Annotated in this window: 14 protein-coding genes; 9 read left to right on the top strand and 5 right to left on the bottom strand. The window is 73.0% G+C overall.

What is annotated here, in order from left to right:
• Positions 1-30: 30 nt before the first annotated feature.
• Positions 31-423 carry an MAPEG family protein gene (locus WMF45_RS27330; RefSeq protein ID WP_437707410.1) on the bottom strand — a complete coding sequence of 131 codons (393 nt, stop codon included), beginning with the start codon at positions 421-423 and terminating at the stop codon, positions 31-33.
• 286 nt (positions 424-709) lie between these two features.
• Between WMF45_RS27330 and WMF45_RS27325 the strand changes: the two genes are divergently transcribed.
• The 4 genes from WMF45_RS27325 (at position 710) to WMF45_RS27310 (ending at position 3552) form a co-directional block, all read left to right on the top strand.
• Positions 710-1174 (top strand): DUF1348 family protein, encoded by a 465-nt coding sequence (locus WMF45_RS27325; protein WP_437707409.1) that lies wholly within the window; start codon positions 710-712, stop codon positions 1172-1174.
• Positions 1175-1188: 14 nt separating this feature from the next.
• A complete protein-coding gene (locus WMF45_RS27320) occupies positions 1189-1866 on the top strand; it encodes a class I SAM-dependent methyltransferase (protein ID WP_437707408.1) in 678 nt (225 codons plus the stop codon).
• 226 nt (positions 1867-2092) lie between these two features.
• A complete protein-coding gene (locus WMF45_RS27315) occupies positions 2093-2554 on the top strand; it encodes a hypothetical protein (protein WP_437707407.1) in 462 nt (153 codons plus the stop codon).
• Positions 2555-2592: 38 nt separating this feature from the next.
• A complete protein-coding gene (locus tag WMF45_RS27310) occupies positions 2593-3552 on the top strand; it encodes a phosphotransferase enzyme family protein (protein ID WP_437707406.1) in 960 nt (319 codons plus the stop codon).
• A gap of 11 nt (positions 3553-3563) precedes the next feature.
• Here WMF45_RS27310 and WMF45_RS27305 read toward each other — a convergent pair whose 3' ends face one another.
• Entirely contained in the window at positions 3564-4784 is a 1221-nt protein-coding gene (locus WMF45_RS27305; RefSeq protein WP_437707405.1) for an acyl-CoA dehydrogenase family protein, read from the bottom strand.
• A 361-nt stretch (positions 4785-5145) separates the two neighbouring features.
• Here WMF45_RS27305 and WMF45_RS27300 point away from each other — a divergent pair, with 361 nt between their 5' ends.
• From WMF45_RS27300 to WMF45_RS27290, 3 genes are all read left to right on the top strand, one after another.
• A complete protein-coding gene (locus WMF45_RS27300) occupies positions 5146-5724 on the top strand; it encodes a TetR/AcrR family transcriptional regulator (protein ID WP_437707404.1) in 579 nt (192 codons plus the stop codon).
• Between the two features lie 52 nt (positions 5725-5776).
• Positions 5777-6640, top strand: a complete 864-nt coding sequence (locus tag WMF45_RS27295; RefSeq protein WP_437707403.1) for a phosphatase PAP2 family protein — start codon at positions 5777-5779, stop codon at positions 6638-6640.
• A gap of 288 nt (positions 6641-6928) precedes the next feature.
• A complete protein-coding gene (locus tag WMF45_RS27290) occupies positions 6929-7438 on the top strand; it encodes a hypothetical protein (protein ID WP_437707402.1) in 510 nt (169 codons plus the stop codon).
• A 108-nt stretch (positions 7439-7546) separates the two neighbouring features.
• Here the strand turns inward: WMF45_RS27290 and ribA are convergent, their stop codons facing one another.
• From ribA to WMF45_RS27275, 3 genes are all read right to left on the bottom strand, one after another.
• Positions 7547-8305: a GTP cyclohydrolase II gene (ribA, locus tag WMF45_RS27285; protein ID WP_437707401.1), complete on the bottom strand. Its 759-nt coding sequence runs from the start codon at positions 8303-8305 to the stop codon at positions 7547-7549.
• Between the two features lie 242 nt (positions 8306-8547).
• Complete coding sequence (locus WMF45_RS27280) at positions 8548-9993, bottom strand: NAD(P)/FAD-dependent oxidoreductase (RefSeq protein WP_437707400.1); 1446 nt, start codon at positions 9991-9993, stop codon at positions 8548-8550.
• A 592-nt stretch (positions 9994-10585) separates the two neighbouring features.
• On the bottom strand, positions 10586-12523 hold the full coding sequence (locus WMF45_RS27275) for a type VI secretion system contractile sheath domain-containing protein (protein WP_437707399.1): 1938 nt from the start codon (positions 12521-12523) through the stop codon (positions 10586-10588).
• Between the two features lie 86 nt (positions 12524-12609).
• On the opposite strand from WMF45_RS27275, the gene WMF45_RS27270 reads away from it, so the two are divergent.
• Together WMF45_RS27270 and murI are read left to right on the top strand one after the other, a co-directional pair.
• Positions 12610-13986: a homoserine dehydrogenase gene (locus tag WMF45_RS27270; RefSeq protein WP_437707398.1), complete on the top strand. Its 1377-nt coding sequence runs from the start codon at positions 12610-12612 to the stop codon at positions 13984-13986.
• Entirely contained in the window at positions 13983-14912 is a 930-nt protein-coding gene (murI, locus tag WMF45_RS27265) for a glutamate racemase (RefSeq protein WP_437707397.1), read from the top strand. Before WMF45_RS27270 ends, murI begins: the two co-directional genes overlap by 4 nt.
• Position 14913 lies beyond the last annotated feature (1 nt).

The raw sequence follows: 14913 nt of genomic DNA, 5'->3' as shown, positions 1-14913 counted from the left end.
GGCGCCCCCGCCGCGCCGGCTGTTCGGCGTTCAGACCAGCCACTTCAGGACGAAGAGGCCCACGGTGGCGGCGAAGCCGATGATCCAGACAGCGGTCCGGGCAGAGGCCTTGTCGCCGATGTACATGACCAGATAGAGAACGCGCGCGGCGACGTGGGTGACCGCGAGGATGGCGCTCCAGCGAGCGTCGGCGCCCGCGAGGTGGGCCGTGAAGACGGCGGCGGCGAAGGGCGCAAACGCCTCGAAGCCGTTCTGGTGGGCGGCGAGGGCGCGGCGCCCGACGCCGGTGAGCTTGGCCTGCTGGTCGCGCGGGTTGCGGTTGTCCAGGCCCTCCGGCTGCTGTGACTGCGCCTTGGCGACGAACAGGCGGGCCACGTAGATCAAGAGAAGTGAGATGAAAACGCACGTCAACGGAATGGTCATCGGATCCCTCTCGAGCGCACAGGCTCCTCGAAGCGCGGAGCGACTCTAACGAGCTCCCGCCGCCGGCGCGAGCGCCAAGCGTCGTGGCCGCTCCCACGGCGCCTGCGCCGGAGCGGGCAGGGCGGTCCGCGGGGCGGCGAGCGCGAGCGACGGAGGCGTGCCGGTAGCAGGACGGGAGCGGCCGGTCCGCGGTACGGCCCTGGGGAGCTTCGCGTGAAAAGGGGTTGCCGGGGATGGGAGATTCGAGGAAGGTTCGTCCAGGTGCACCTTGAGCGAAGATCCTGTCATGTCGCGCCCGCCGCTGCCGCCCTTCACCGCCGAGACCGCCGCGCGGAAAGCGCGGCTGGCGGAGGACGCCTGGAACAGCCGGGATCCCGCGCGCGTGGCTCAGGCCTACACCGTCGATAGCCGCTGGCGGAACCGGGCGGAGTTCTTCCAGGGGCGGGCGGCGATCGAGGCGTTTCTTCAACGCAAATGGCAACGGGAGCTGGACTACCGCCTGATCAAGGAGGTCTGGGCGTTCACCGGGGACCGGATCGCGGTGCGCTTCGCCTATGAATGGCACGACGACAGCGGCAACTGGTACCGGTCCCATGGCAACGAGCAGTGGGAGTTCGATGCGCAGGGGCTGATGCGGCGGCGCGAGGCGAGCATCAATGACGTGCGGATCGCGGCGGAGGAGCGGAAGTTCCACTGGCCGCTCGGGCGGCGACCCGACGAGCATCCGGGGCTGAGCGAGCTCAGCTTGTGATGCCGAGCGAGCTCATGTCCAGCTCTATAGACAAGCCCGAGATCGCCACGGCCTACGATCGCTGGGCCGCGACGTACGATGACGATTTCAACCGGACGCGAGAGCTGGCGGCGGAGGTCCTCCGGCAGCGCGGCCTGGCGCTGGCCGGCCGGGACGTTCTCGAGATCGGCTGCGGCACCGGGCGCAACACGCAGTGGCTCGACGAGCAGGCGAGGAGCGTCCTCGCGCTTGATTTCTCCGAGGGGATGTTGCGTCGCGCGAGGGCCCGCGTGTCTTCTCCGCGCGTCCGGTTCGTGCAGCACGACATCCGCGCTTCCTGGCCCCTCGCGGAGGGCTCGTCCGACGTCGTGATTGCCATGCTCGTGCTGGAGCATATCGAGGACATCGACGCGGTCTTCGCCGAGGCTGCCCGCGCCTTGCGCGCGGGAGGAGAGCTCTTCCTGTGCGAGCTGCACCCCGTGCGACAGATGCGCGGGGGCCAGGCCAATTTCGTCAACCCGGAGACGGGCCAGCCGGAGCGTGTGACCGCGTTCCTGCATGACGTGTCACAGTACGTGAACGGCGGCCTGGGGGCCGGGTTCGAGCTCGTTCACCTGGGCGAGTGGCGCGACGCGGAGGCCGTCAGGAGCGACCCGCCGCGGCTCCTGTCCGTGCAGCTCAGGCGCACGGCACGCCAGCCGCATGGGGCTTGAACGACGTCCTGAACGACGGTTCCTGTTCCTCACGACGCTTGAAGCGTGCTCTACCGTGCTCCGGGCCGTCCCATCAACCCTGCGAGGGAGATTGCGATGAAGCTCCACTACAACCCCCAGAGCCGCGCAGCGCGCGGCGGCGGTTCGCCGCGTCGCGCGCGGAGCGCGCCGCAGCGATCGCCCTTCGGGTGACGTGGGTCGGGCCATCGGTCTATGATGGTCTACTATGAAGCTCCCGTCGCACCGGCGCCGCCGCGTGCTCGCGTCCTCGTTCGTCGTCACGGTGGCCGGCGGCGCTGCGGCTTGTGGCACGTCTCAGCCGCCGCCCGATCCGCCGGAGCTGATCGCCAACCCGCCGCGCCTGGAGCTCATGCAGACGTCTTCGTCTGGCGTGGGGGATGCGGCCGCGTCCAGCGACGCCGGGACGACGGAGACGCAGGACGCGGCGGCACCGGAGACGTCGCAGGACGCCGGGACGACGTCGGCGCAGGGCGAGGAGGAGCCGCTTCCGCAGCCTGCGCGGGGAGCGAAGGTGGTGCGGGGCCCGGACGGGACGTGCAGGCAGTTTCTCCCGAACACCTGCCCGCCGCCTCAGCCCTCTCGCGACGGAGGCCCTCCCGTGGTCATCATGTGCAACCCGCCGCCGCCCCAGAGGGTCGCGTGCCCGCCGGAAGGCAGCCAGCCCTGACCGCGGGGCCGCCCTTCGGAGCGGACGATACGACTCCCGTGGATCCCGCGCTCCTCGATCGCGCTCTTGCGCTCTACGGTTTCGATCCGGCGACCTGCCGGCACATCGGCGGCTTCGAGAGCCAGGTGTTCGAGGCGCGGCGGGGCGACGGTACCTTCGTCCTGAAGCTCGGGGATCCCGGGCGCAGGTCCCTGGACGCGGTCGAGGCGGAGTGCGAATGGCTGGAGTACCTGACAGCGAATGGCGTCCGCGCCGCCCCGGCGATCCGGGCCGCTGACGGCAGCTACGCGGCGTTGCTCGGCGGGCCCGGCCGGGCCGTCTGCGTGCGCGCGTACGCGAAGGCGCCAGGCGCTCCGCTCTGTGCGGACGATCTGACGCCGGACGTGGCGACGGCCTGGGGGCGGCTCCTGGGGCGACTTCACGGCGCGACCAAGGTGTATGTTCCGCCGTCGGCGAGGCGGCGTCATGCGTGGCATGAGGACGGCGACTTCACCGGCGCGCGGGAGCTCTTGCCGGAAGACGAGCGCGACCCGATCGGCGGCCGGCTGGAGCGGCTCATCGCGGAGCTCCGGGCCTTGCCGACGGACCGCGACGCCTTCGGCCTTGTGCACACCGACGCCCATTTCGGGAACGTGCTCAAGGACGGCGGCGCGCTGACGCTGATCGATTTCGACGACTGCGCCTACGAGTGGTTCGCGAGCGATCTCGGCATCGTCCTCTTCTATGTCGCGATCGACCCGCTCGGGCCCGGGCGGCCGCCCGAGCTCCTCCGGATGTTCCGCGACAGATTTCTGGACGGCTACGCCCGGGAGAACGCGCTCTCGGCGCGGTGGCTGGCCGAGATGGACCGGTTCATGAAACTGCGCGAGCTCGTGCTCTACACGGCGATCCGCAGGGTCAGCCGGCGCGAGGCGCCGGACGCCTGGTGTCGCGCCTATCTGGAGCGCCACAAGCCGCGCATCCTCGGCGATCAGCCGGCGTGGCCGGAGGCTGGCTGAGGGCGGGTCGCTCAGCCGCCCTGTCGAGCTAACCCACCGCCCGAGGGCGGCCGCGGCGCGAGCATCGGGTGCAGCTCGGCGATCCCGAGCCGCGCGCGCCCCGCGAACTCGTAGGCGTCGTCGGTCGCGGCGATGTGCTGCGTCGCCGCGTGGATGTCCCGGAAGCACCGCTGCAGCGGGCTCGCCGCGTAGAGCGCGCCCCCGCCGCCGGCCCGGTAGGCGAAGCCCGTGACCTCCGCGGCGACGTCGGTCACAACCGTCTGGACGAGCCGGATCGCCGCCCAGTCCTCGACCGAGAGCGCTTCTCCAGCGCGCGCCTGGTCCCACATCCGCGCGAGCACGTCGAACGCATAGGCCCGCGCCGCGGCGAGCTTCGCCTCCGCGCGCCCGAGGTCCATGTGGAAGGCCGCGTGGCTGCCCAGCGCGAGCTGCGGCCACGCCTTCACGCGGCGCGGGGCGACCGCGGCGATCTCGTCGAGCGCGCGCCGCCCGACGCCGAGCGCGAAGCCGACGTGACCGGCCGCGAGCAGGGCAAGCAACGGCAGCGAGTACAGCGCGCCGCCGCGCCGCGGAGGCGCCGCCGGGAAGGGGCACGTCCGCGCCTCGGGCACGAGCGCGCCCTCGATCCGGTAGTGGTCGCTCCCCGTGCCGCGCAGGCCGGCCACGTCCCACGTGTCCTCGATCACCACCTGCTCGCGCGGGACCGCGAGGCTGATCATCTCGGGCGGCCCCGCCGGAGGGGCCGCGCCCTCCGGGGCCACGATGGCGCAGGTGAACACCCATGACGCGTGCCGCACGCCGCTGCCGAAGGCCCAGCGGCCCTCGAGCACGTACCCCCCGGAGACGCGCCGCGCGAGGCCGGTCGGGATCTGGAGCCCTGCGAACGTCGGGAATGGCCCCGAGAACACCTGGCGGGCCCCCTCGTCCGGCAGGGTGCCCCCGGCGAGGGAGGCGAGCAGCGCGCTGATCATCAGCGACCACCCCGCCGACGCGTCCGCGCGCGCCATCGCCTCGAAGACCTCGACCTGGGTCAGCGGGTCGCTCTCGACGCCGCCGAGCGCGCGCGGCGCGGCCATCGCGAGCAGGCCGCTCGATTGCAGGGCGTCGACGACCGCGGGCGCGAGGGTGCGCAGCCGCTCGGACGCCTCGGCGTGGGCGGTGGCGACGCCGCGGACGCGCTCCACGGCGGTGAGGAGGCGTTCGCGCTCGGGGGATCGACGGGGCTCGGACATACGGGGCTCCTTTCCTGGATCAGGTGCAGCGCGCCGGCCACCGGCCGCCCGCACGCCCGATGATGACACTGGCAACATGGGGAAAGTTTCCACTGACTACATTTTCTTCGCGATGCCCTGCAGCGCCCGAGCTCGCGGCCCTGCATCCGCGATCCCGGGCCCCGCGGCTCGGTGGACCGCGGCCTTCGTGGTATCGTGCGCCTGCGCTGTGGCTTCCCCCGCAAGGCGCCGCCGTCCGCGCGCGCGCACCTCACCCGCAACCGCGTCGCGCCCTTCACCCGCGCCTGCGACGCGCCCTTCACCCGCGCCTGCGACGCGCCCCGTCGACCGGCCCTACCACCATGGCGACCTCCGGCGCGCCGTGCTGGAGGAGGCGCTCTCGCTCATCGAGGAGCAAGGGAACGCGAGCTTCACGCTGCGCGAGGTCGCGCGGCGCATCGGCGTCTCGCACGCCGCGCCTTACCGGCACTTCGCGGACAAGCGCGCCTTGATGACCGAGCTCGCCGTCCAGGCGAGCGCGGCGCTCGGCGCGCGGATCTCGGCCGCCCTCGAGGGCGCCGGGGGCGACCTCCGGGCGCGGTTCCTGGCCGCTGGCTTCGCCTACGTCGCCTTCGCGCTGGAGCACCCCGCGCCCTTCCACGTGATGTACTCGGGCGAGGTGGACGTGGACGACCCGCGGGTCGCGGCGGCCACCTCGCAGAACCTGGGGGTGCTCCTCGGGTTCATCGAGGAGGCGCAGCGCGCCGGCGCGTTCCCGCCCGGCGATCCGTGGGCGCTCGCGGTCCCGATCTGGGCGATGCACCACGGCCTCGCGACCCTCGCGGCGTCAGGGGCCCTTTCCAAGGCCGGGCCGGCGGCGCTCCGGAACCTTGTCGACGACGCCCACGCGCGCCTGCTCGACGGGCTGCTCCTCGCCACGCCGGGGCCGTCGCGCGCCTGACGCCCGCGACGGATTTCCGCGCCCCTCCGCCCCGGCTACGCTCGCGCCCCTCATGCGTGCCACCGCCGCGCTCGCGCTGTCCGCCTTCCTCGCCGCCGTCTCGTGCTCGCCGGCCGCTGCCGCCGACCCGTCCCCCGAGCTCACGTACCGGCCCGAGATCGATCTGCCCATCACCGTCGTCGGCGGCGCCGCATGGATCGCGTCCGAACTCGCGAAGAAGGGCCTCGCCCCCGAGTCGTGCCGCTGGTGCTCGGCCAACGCCCTCGACACGTCGGTCCGCGACGCGCTGGTCTGGAGAGGCAACCCGAACACCGCTCATGACGTCAGCAACGTGACGGTCCTCGGCGTCGCGCCCGCCGCAGCGCTGGGCCTCACGGCGCTCGCCGCGTGGTACGACGGCCGCTCCGACAACATCGCCGCCGATCTCGTGATCGTCACCGAAGCGATGGTGGTGGCGATGAACATGAACCAGATCACCAAGTACATGGTCGGCCGCCAGCGGCCATATGCCCATCACGACAACCTGGATGTGCTCCGCGCGGGCGAGGGCACCTCGGGCCCCCTCCCTCACGACGACGATCTCTCGTTCTTCTCCGGCCACTCGACGGCCGTCTTCTCTCTCGCCGCCGCGAGCGGCACCGTGGCGTCGATGCGCGGCTATCGCGCGGCGCCGTGGGTATGGGCGAACGGAATGGCGATCGCCGCGCTCTCCGGCTACCTGCGCATCGCCGGCGATCGCCATTATTTCACCGATGTGCTCACGGGCGCCGTATTCGGCGCCGCCTCCGGCGTGCTGATCCCGGCTCTGTTTCATCCCCCGCGCCCGGGCGTTGCCAGCTCCGGCACCCGGCGTTTTCGCCTCTCGCTCGCGCCGACGGGCGGCGGTGCGGGTGTGGGCATCGCCGGCGCCTTCTGAGCCGGATAGCGCGATTTCGGCCATCGGCAAGCGGCAAGCGCTGCTTTCGGACGGCATAAGTAAGCAGTATTGACAAACCGATAGTTCATTTTTACAATACGCCTGTCAGCTGGGAATGCTGGTGCTCGGGCCGTCGTTGCTGGAGCGCCAGCTCATTACGTCGAATACGCCGTGCCGCGCTGGCGGCCATGGCGACGGCGAGCTGCGGTCCCGCGATGGGCACGCGCGTTTTCGCGGGCCCGTCTCGGCGGGGTTCCGCCAGCTCGGCCCCATGAAGGAGTCGACGACATGCATGTCGTTCACCATTCGTCACACACCCGGTGGATCGCGGGAGGCCTCGCCGCCCCGCTCCTCGCCCTCCTCGCAGGTTGCAGCGATCAAGCGCTCGGGGCGCCCGTGCCGGCGCCCGGCGCCGAGCTGCCGCTTCGGTCCGCGCCCGGCGTGGGCCAGGAGCTGTCCCAGGGGAGCGCCGGTCAGGGCGAGCCCACGCTTCGGCCCGCCGCGACGGCGGCCGCGCTCCTGGAGCGCGACGAGCTGCTCCGGGAGGCCGGGCGGCTCGCGGAGATCAGGGCGGTGCTCGCGCGATCGCCGGAGGCGCCGCTCGCCCTGCTCGACGAGCACCGGGCCGAGTTCCCGGAGGGGCGCCTCGCGGCCGACCGGGAGATCGTCGCTATCGACGCGCTGCTGCGCAGCGGGCGCGCCGACCAGGCGCGCGCCCGCGCCGGCGATTTCCTCTCGCATTTCCCGTCGAGCCCCCACGCGGACCGGGTTCGCCGCCTGACCGGCGCCGCGCCATGAGACGATCTCGACACCGCCGCACGGCGCCGCCGTAGCGCCGGACGGGCATCGATCGAGGCTCGCGGCCGCGAAGGCGGTTGAGCCTTGGCCCCCGCGCCCGCGGGGGCCTCAGCCCGCGGGCGCCGGCTCGGATTCCGGGGGCGCCATCCCGTCGACCACGACCGGATCGCTCTGCTCGACCAGGTGCGGCTTGCCCCACGTGTCGATGAAATGCCCCGACCGCTTCGCCTTGGTCTCCAGGTAGAAGCGGTTGTGATCGTTCGGCGGTATCACGTGCGGGATGCGCCCGGCCACGGAGACTCCGTATTGCGTCAGCTGCTGGACCTTGTTGGGGTTGTTCGTGATGAGCTCGATCGATCTCACGTTCAGGCTGCGCAGCATGTGCGCCGCGACGGCGTAGTCGCGCTCATCGTCCCTGAAGCCGAGCGCCAGGTTGGCCTCGACCGTGTCGAGCCCCTGGTCCTGCAGCGCGTAGGCCCGGATCTTGTTGATGAGCCCGATCCCTCGGCCCTCCTGGCGCAGATAGAGCAGGATGCCCCGATCCATGCTCTGGATCTTCTTCAACCCTTCGAGGAGCTGATCGCGGCAGTCGCAGCGCAGCGAGCCCATGACGTCGCCTGTCACGCACTCGGAGTGCAGCCGCGTCGGTACGTTCGAGGCGCCGATGACGTCGCCGTGCACCATCGCGATGTGCTCCTTGGCGTCTCGGTTGTTCCAGAACGCCACGATGCGGAAGTGGCCGGCGCGTGTCGGCAGCTCGGCGACGCCGACCACCCGCACGCAGACGTTCACGTCGCCAACCCCATCGCAGTCGTGCTCTCGATCGCGGGCGACGAGCCCCAGGAGCGCATTCATCGAGTCGGTCATGTCCTGCCTCCGCGAGGAGCCGCCTCGCGAGCCGATCCGTCGTGGGTAAAGGCGCGCAGTTCTTACCAGAACACGACGGCCAGGCAACGCTCTGCAGCCGCGCGGGGCGGCCCCCCGCCGGAGGAGGCCTGTCGACATGGCACCACGGGGCGTTCGTCCCGCCGATACCGGCCTCGCGCGGCGCGGAGCCGTCGCCGTCATCACGCGACCGGAGCAAGGTAACGGGCTCAGCTATTCAGGCGTCATCCGGGCTGCCCTCCGTCGGCCGCGCCGGCCGCGGCCACCTCCGGCAGCGACCCTGACCGCCCCGCGCGAAGCACGCGCAGGATCAAGCGAGGATCCAGGAGCGCCTCCGGCCCGTCGAGCATGTGCAACGCGCGCACGAACCGCACGTAGACCTCGCGATCGACCTGCGCGGCCCGGTGCAGCATCCCGGTGTACCAGCGCATGATCGGCTGGAGGAACGGCCGCCGGCCCGTGGTCTCGGGGTAAGCGAGGTCTTCCCCCGTGGACATCCGCCACGGCAGGTCGACCGCCCTCGCCGCGGCCGCGTGGTAGCGGCGGGTGAGGCCCGCGATCGCGCCGCGCTCCGCGCGGCGGCGCTGCTCCTTGAGCGCGGCGTCGAGCGCCAGCGCCTGGAGGCAGGCCGACGTCATCCCCTGGCCGTAAACGGGGTTGAAGCTGGCGAGCGCGTCGCCCAGCACGGCGAGCCCCTCGGGCATCCGCGCCATCCGCTCGTAGTGCCGCCGGAGGTGCGCCGGGAACTTGGAGACCGCGACGTCCGTCACCGGCTCGGCCCCGAGCAGCGCCCGGTAGAGCGCGTCGTTGGGCAGGCCCCGGGCGAACTCCAGGAAGCCCTCGGGATCGGCGGGCGGGTGATCGCCGAACAGGCCCGCCAGCACCACGATCCAGCGCCCGCCCTCGATCGGCGCGATGCAGCCGAACCGCCGGCTGTCGGACGGCGAGCCGAGCACGTACAGCGACTTCCACGGGAGCTCTGCCGGATCCCGCGGCCGGTACTGCCGGCTGGCGTACCCCACCCGGACCTGGATTGTCGACTCGTCGGGCCGCCGGTAGCCGAGCGCCTCGAGCCACGCCGGCGCGCGCGAGCCGCGCCCGCTGGCGTCCACCACGAGCTCCGCCGGCAGCCGCTCGATCTGGCCGCCCTCGTCGCGTTGCCGGAGCACGACGCCCGTGATCCGGGAGCGATCGCGGGACGCCGAGAGCTCCACCACCTCGCGCTGGTCCAGGCGCCGCACTCTCGGCAGCGCGAACGCGCGGCGGCGCACGTGCGCCTCGAGCAGCGGACGGGTCATGCACACGGTCCGCACCCCCGTCTCGAAGCGCGGCTTCCAGGCGCCGTGGTGATGCCACGCCAGGCCGAGCCCGAAGTCGTACGCGATGGCTCCGTCCTGGAGCAAATCCCCGGTGAAGCCGGGAAACAGGTCGTTCAGGATCCGCTCTCCCTGGGCGAGCAGCCCGTGGAGCTGGCGAGCCTGGGGTACCCCCTTGCGGGCCTCGCGGAGGTCATCCGGGATGGCGTCGCGCTCGACGACGGCCACCTCGCCGAAATGGTCGGCGAGCACGCGGGCTGCGACCAGGCCCGCGATGCTCCCACCGATCACCACCGCCCTGCGGCCGGCGAACGGGCGATTGGAGCGGATGTCCTCCTGGGTGCAGGGCTTCATGAAGGCGCCAGGATTGCAATCCTCGGGCCGCCCCTGAGGACTGGCAAGGCCGGCGCAATGCTCGCTTCGTGATGAGGCGCTCAACCCGGGTTGCGCGCGCTGCGCACATCGCGCGCGACCCGCGCGACGTGCCAGCGCCCGACTGAGCAGCTGCGCAACTACGCAACTCCACGCGCTCCGTCGAGATGAAAGCGACGATCACTCCCGCGCTCTTCGTCGCCATCAAAGATGGACCTCCGGCGCGACAGGCGCGGAGAGGTCGTATCGAGGCGCCGCGCCCCGCTGGCAGGTGGCCGCTCCGCGGCGGGTGTGAGAGAGAGCACCGCTCACGATCCGGTCCTCGCGTCTTCGTGAGAGGCGCTCGACGTGCATTGCAATGCCGCGCGCCCGGAGCTGCGCGACGTGACCCGTCGTCCCGCGATGGGCGCCGGGCTACTTCTTGCGGCAGCCGCAGTCGGACGTCGGCGCATGCGGCGCCGCAGGCCGCTGGCACGTGGTCACGAGGGTGCTCAGGACAGCGAGGAGGATCGCCACGCGGAGCCGCATGCAGGCGATCCTCCCCCGCGCGACGGGCGGCGTCAATCCGGGGCGCTCAGCCGAGCGGCATCTCCAGCGACACCTCGTCGAGCCCGACGCCGAGGAAGCGGCGCGGGCGCACCGTGACCGCGATCTGCGCGCCGCCCTCGCCGCGGCCCGCCTTGACGGTGAGCTCGATGCTGGCGGGCGGCGCGCTCTCGAACAGCGCCCAGAGGGCACCCTCGACGACCGGCTGGACCTCCGCCGGGTCGCTGTCCGGGGGCAGCTTCGCGCAGAGCGCGCGCAGGAACTGGACGACGCGCGCGACGAAGAGCTGATCGACGAGCGAGACGCGCTCGAGGCGCTCGTCCGGCTCGGCCGTCGGGCTGTCGTACGTGAGCTTCTCCGGCGGGACGTAGGCCGTCGGCGCGGCGAGGACGTACACAGCGTCGCTGTTCGGGGCCGACGCGAGCAGGAGCACGCCGCTCTTCGAGAGCTCGCGCTGGGTGTCCGTGGACACGAACGCCTCGGTCGGGATCGCGACGCCCTCGTCGCCCTCGTACGCGCCCTTGACCTCGTGCACCGGCAGGTCCCCGAGCGTGCCGCCGCCCTTCGCGCCCGTGACGCGGCAGGGCCACGCCGTCTCGCGGAAGCTCCCCGCGATCAGCGCGCCGACGACGTACGCCGGCGAGATCCAGACGCGGCCGCCCTCATCGCCGGGCTGCTCGGCGATCGTCGCTTCCCGGATCCGGGAGGTCGACCGGTCGTACGGCAGCCGGCCGAGCACGCGGTTCATCGCGATCGCGACCCACCGCGCGCCATGCCGCGCTGCCGCGGAGCGCCACGGCGCGCGGTGCGGCGCCCGGAACAGCGCGGCCTTGTTGTCGAGCCGCTCGACGCCGCCGAGATCGTCGACCCCGAGCAGGCGCGCGTCGCCGTTCACGACGGCGGGGAGCGCGTGCGCCTCGGCGACGCGCGCGATCTCCTCGAGCCGCGCGAATGACGCGGCGCTGCCGTCGATCGCGACGTCCACGATGGCGACCGACGCCGGCGGCTCGGAGCTCGCCGTCTGCGCGAGCACCCGCGCGAGCGCGCCGGCCGCCTCGTCCGGGCGCGCGCTGACGACGTCGAACCGGACGCCCTCCGCCGCCTTCGCGCGCTCCACGAGCAGGCTCAGCCCGCGCCACGCCTCCTCGAGGCGCCGCACCTCGGGGTGCTGCAGGATCGCGCCGAGCTGCGCGCCGATCGCGCGCTCGATCTGCGCGATCGCCTCCGCTGGCCGAGCGGGCTGGCCCGCGCGCGGGCGGGCGCTCGCCGCCACGGTCGCGATGAGCTCCGAGAACCGCCCTGCCTCCGCCGGCTTCTGATCGAAGCTGCCCGGCGCCCCGGGTGGGGGCGCCGCCTCGGCGCCCTCGCCCCCGCCGAGGTCGACCATCGAGAGCAGCGCGTCCACGTCCGAGCCGGGCGCGGGCGCGGGCGCGGGCGCCGGCGCCGCGGGCCGCTCCGCGGCGGGCGCGGAGCGGTCGGGCGAGGCGTCGCGGCGCTCCGGGAGGAGGCCCAGGATGTCGCGCACCAGCGGGGAGCCGCCCCAGAGCCGATCGAGCTCGGCGCGCGCCTGGTCGAGCGTGGCCGAGCCGTCGCGCAGCCGATCCAGGACCCGGCGGCCGTCGAGCAGCGAGCGCAGCAGCGGCACCTCGGCGCACAGCGCGTCGGGCCGGAAGCTCTTCAGCCCGGCGGGCGCGAGGTCGACGCGCACCGCCCGGCCCGCCGCGAGCACGCTCGGCACCTCGATCGCGAGCCGTGGCCGGAGCATCGTGAAGAGGTTATCGAAGCGGCTCGCGTCGACGCGGATCGCGCCCGCGGGCGGGCTCGCGCCGGCGTTGTGCGGATCGCGCGGGGTGAGATCGGCGACGACGAGCACGCGCAGCGGGAGCAGCGGCCCCCGCTCCACGGCGTCCCCGTCCTCGCCCACGTGGAACCTGAACTCGTCGCCCAGAACGCCCTTTTCCGTCATGGCCAGCGCAGCATAGGCGTCACCTATCGGCGCGAGAAGCGCTAAGCTCCGCGCGCATGAAGACGGAAGGCGGTCCGCCCTTGAACTTGAACCCTGAACCTCACGCCGCCAGCGATCGCAGGCGCCTTCGCGGGGGCGCCCCGATCCAGATCGGGCTCCTCGGCTGCGGGACGGTGGGCGGCGGCGTCCTGCGCCTCCTGGCCGAGAACTCCGGTTACCTGGCGGAGCGCGCGGGCGTCCCCCTCGTCGTGAAGCGCGTGGTCGTGCGCGACCTCGAGAAGGAGCGCGTCGGCGCCCTGGATCGCGGCCTGCTCACCACGAACCCCGAGGAGGTCGTCGACGACCCCGCGATCGACGTCGTCGTCGAGGTGATGGGCGGCGAGACGCCCGCGCGCGCGCTGATCGAGCGCGCCATCGACCGCGGCAAGGGCGTGGTCACCGCGAACAAGCTGCTGCTCGCCGCCCACGGCCCCGCGCTCCTCGCGCGGGCCTCGGCGCGGCAGGTCGATCTCGCGTTCGAGGGGGCGGTCGGCGGCGGCATCCCGATCATCCGGACGCTCCGGGACGCGTTCGCGAGCGACTGGGTCGAGCGCGTCACCGCGATCCTGAACGGGACCTGCAACTACATCCTCACGCGCATGCGCGACACGGGCGCGTCGTTCGACGCCGCGCTGCGCGAGGCGCAGGCGCTCGGCTACGCCGAGGCCGACCCGTCGCTCGACGTCGACGGCCACGACGCCGCGCACAAGCTGATCGTGCTGGCGATGCTCGCCTTCGGGGCGCAGGTCGACAGCGCCGACGTGCACACCTCCGGGATCCGGAGCATCGAGGAGGCCGATCACCGCTACGCCGATCGGTTCGGCTACACCATCAAGCACCTGGCGATCGGCCGCGATCTCGGCGATTCCATCGAGCTGCGCGTGCACCCCACGCTGATCCCGAAGCAGAGCGTGCTCGCCAATGTGTCCGGCGTGCTCAACGCCGTGCTGCTCGAGGGGCGCGCCGTCGGCCCGTCGCTCGTCTACGGCCGAGGCGCCGGCGACCTGCCGACCGCGGTCAGCGTCGTCTCCGACATCCTCGACGTCGCCCGCTCGATCGCGTCGGGCGTCGCGGGCATGCAGAGCCGAGGCATGTCGATCAAGCCCCGCGCGGTCCGCCCGCTGGGCGAGATCGTCTCCCGGTACTACCTGCGCTTCGCGGTCGAGGACCGGCCCGGCGTCATGGGGCGCCTCGCCGGCGCGCTCGGCGACGCGGGCGTCAGCATCGAGCAGATCGTGCAGCAGGGGCCGACGGGCTCGGGCGCGGCGCCCGCGGGCGGGGCGGCCGCTCGTCAGCCCGCGGTGGACGTCGTGCTCATCACGCATGACGCGCGGGAGGGGCTCGTGCGGAACGCGCTCGACGCGATCGCGCGCGAGCAGTTCCTCCGCGAGCCGGTGCACCTGTTCCGCATCGAGGAGCCGTGACGTCCCACAGCGACGCGCCGCTCGGCGTGTTCGACTCGGGCCTCGGCGGCCTCACGGTCGTGCGCGCGCTGCGCAGGCGCTGCCCGGCGGAGGACATCGTCTACCTGGGCGACACGGCGCGGGTCCCGTACGGCACGCGGTCGCCGGAGACGGTGGTCCGCTACGCGCTCGGCTGCGCGCGCGTGCTGATCGGCCGCGGCGTCAAGGCGATCGTCGTCGCGTGCAACACGGTGAGCGCCGTCGCGATCGACATGCTCCGGGTCGAGCTGGATCTGCCTGTCCTCGGGGTCATCCTGCCCGGCGCCCGCGCCGCCGTCGCCGCGTCGCGCGGCGCGACGATCGGCGTGCTCGGGACGGCCGGGACCATCGCGTCCGGCGCCTATCCCCGCGCCGTGGCGTCGCTCAGCACCCGCACCGAGGTCGCCGGCCAGGCGGCCCCGCTGCTCGTCTCGCTGGCGGAGGAGGGATGGATCGAGGGCGAGGTCCCGCGGCTCGTCGCGCGGCGGTACCTGGAGCCGCTCATCGGCGCGGGCGCCCGCTCGATCGTGCTCGGGTGCACGCATTTCCCGCTGCTTCGCGCCGCGATCGAGGCCGAGACGGCATCGCTCGCCGGTGGCCCTCTCCCTATCGTGGACAGCGCCTCGGCGACCGCCGAGGAAGTGGCCTCGTTCCTCGCCGAGCGGGGGCTCGCGACCTCCCGGAGCACGCCGGGCGGCCTCTCGCTCCTCGTCACGGATCTACCGAAGAGCTTCGCCACCGTGGCGGCCAGGTTCCTCGGGGAGCCGGTCGTCGCGGACGGTGCCGTGCGCTCGTCGAGCCAGGCTGGCGCCGCTGTCCGCTCTTCGACCCAGGTTGGCGGAGACGCCGCTGGCCATTCTTCCCCTTTTTCCGCCCAAGGCGTCGACGTGGAGCAGATCGACCTGTAAT

Origin of the sequence: Sorangium sp. So ce448 (assembly GCF_051520915.1) — a bacterium.
Taxonomy (GTDB): Bacteria; Myxococcota_A; Polyangia; order Polyangiales; family Polyangiaceae; genus Sorangium; species Sorangium cellulosum_B.
Note: the sequence above shows the minus strand (reverse complement) of the source record. Positions and strands in the feature narration are given on the sequence as shown.

Coding starts and splice junctions, on each gene's coding strand:
- WMF45_RS27295 (WP_437707403.1), top strand. CDS start 5,777: ATGCGTGCCACCGCCGCGCTCGCGCTGTCCGCCTTCCTCGCCGCCGTC.
- ribA (WP_437707401.1), bottom strand. CDS start 8,305: ATGACCGACTCGATGAATGCGCTCCTGGGGCTCGTCGCCCGCGATCGA.
- WMF45_RS27305 (WP_437707405.1), bottom strand. CDS start 4,784: ATGTCCGAGCCCCGTCGATCCCCCGAGCGCGAACGCCTCCTCACCGCC.
- WMF45_RS27290 (WP_437707402.1), top strand. CDS start 6,929: ATGCATGTCGTTCACCATTCGTCACACACCCGGTGGATCGCGGGAGGC.
- WMF45_RS27320 (WP_437707408.1), top strand. CDS start 1,189: ATGTCCAGCTCTATAGACAAGCCCGAGATCGCCACGGCCTACGATCGC.
- WMF45_RS27330 (WP_437707410.1), bottom strand. CDS start 423: ATGACCATTCCGTTGACGTGCGTTTTCATCTCACTTCTCTTGATCTAC.
- WMF45_RS27325 (WP_437707409.1), top strand. CDS start 710: ATGTCGCGCCCGCCGCTGCCGCCCTTCACCGCCGAGACCGCCGCGCGG.
- WMF45_RS27280 (WP_437707400.1), bottom strand. CDS start 9,993: ATGAAGCCCTGCACCCAGGAGGACATCCGCTCCAATCGCCCGTTCGCC.
- WMF45_RS27275 (WP_437707399.1), bottom strand. CDS start 12,523: ATGACGGAAAAGGGCGTTCTGGGCGACGAGTTCAGGTTCCACGTGGGC.
- WMF45_RS27315 (WP_437707407.1), top strand. CDS start 2,093: ATGAAGCTCCCGTCGCACCGGCGCCGCCGCGTGCTCGCGTCCTCGTTC.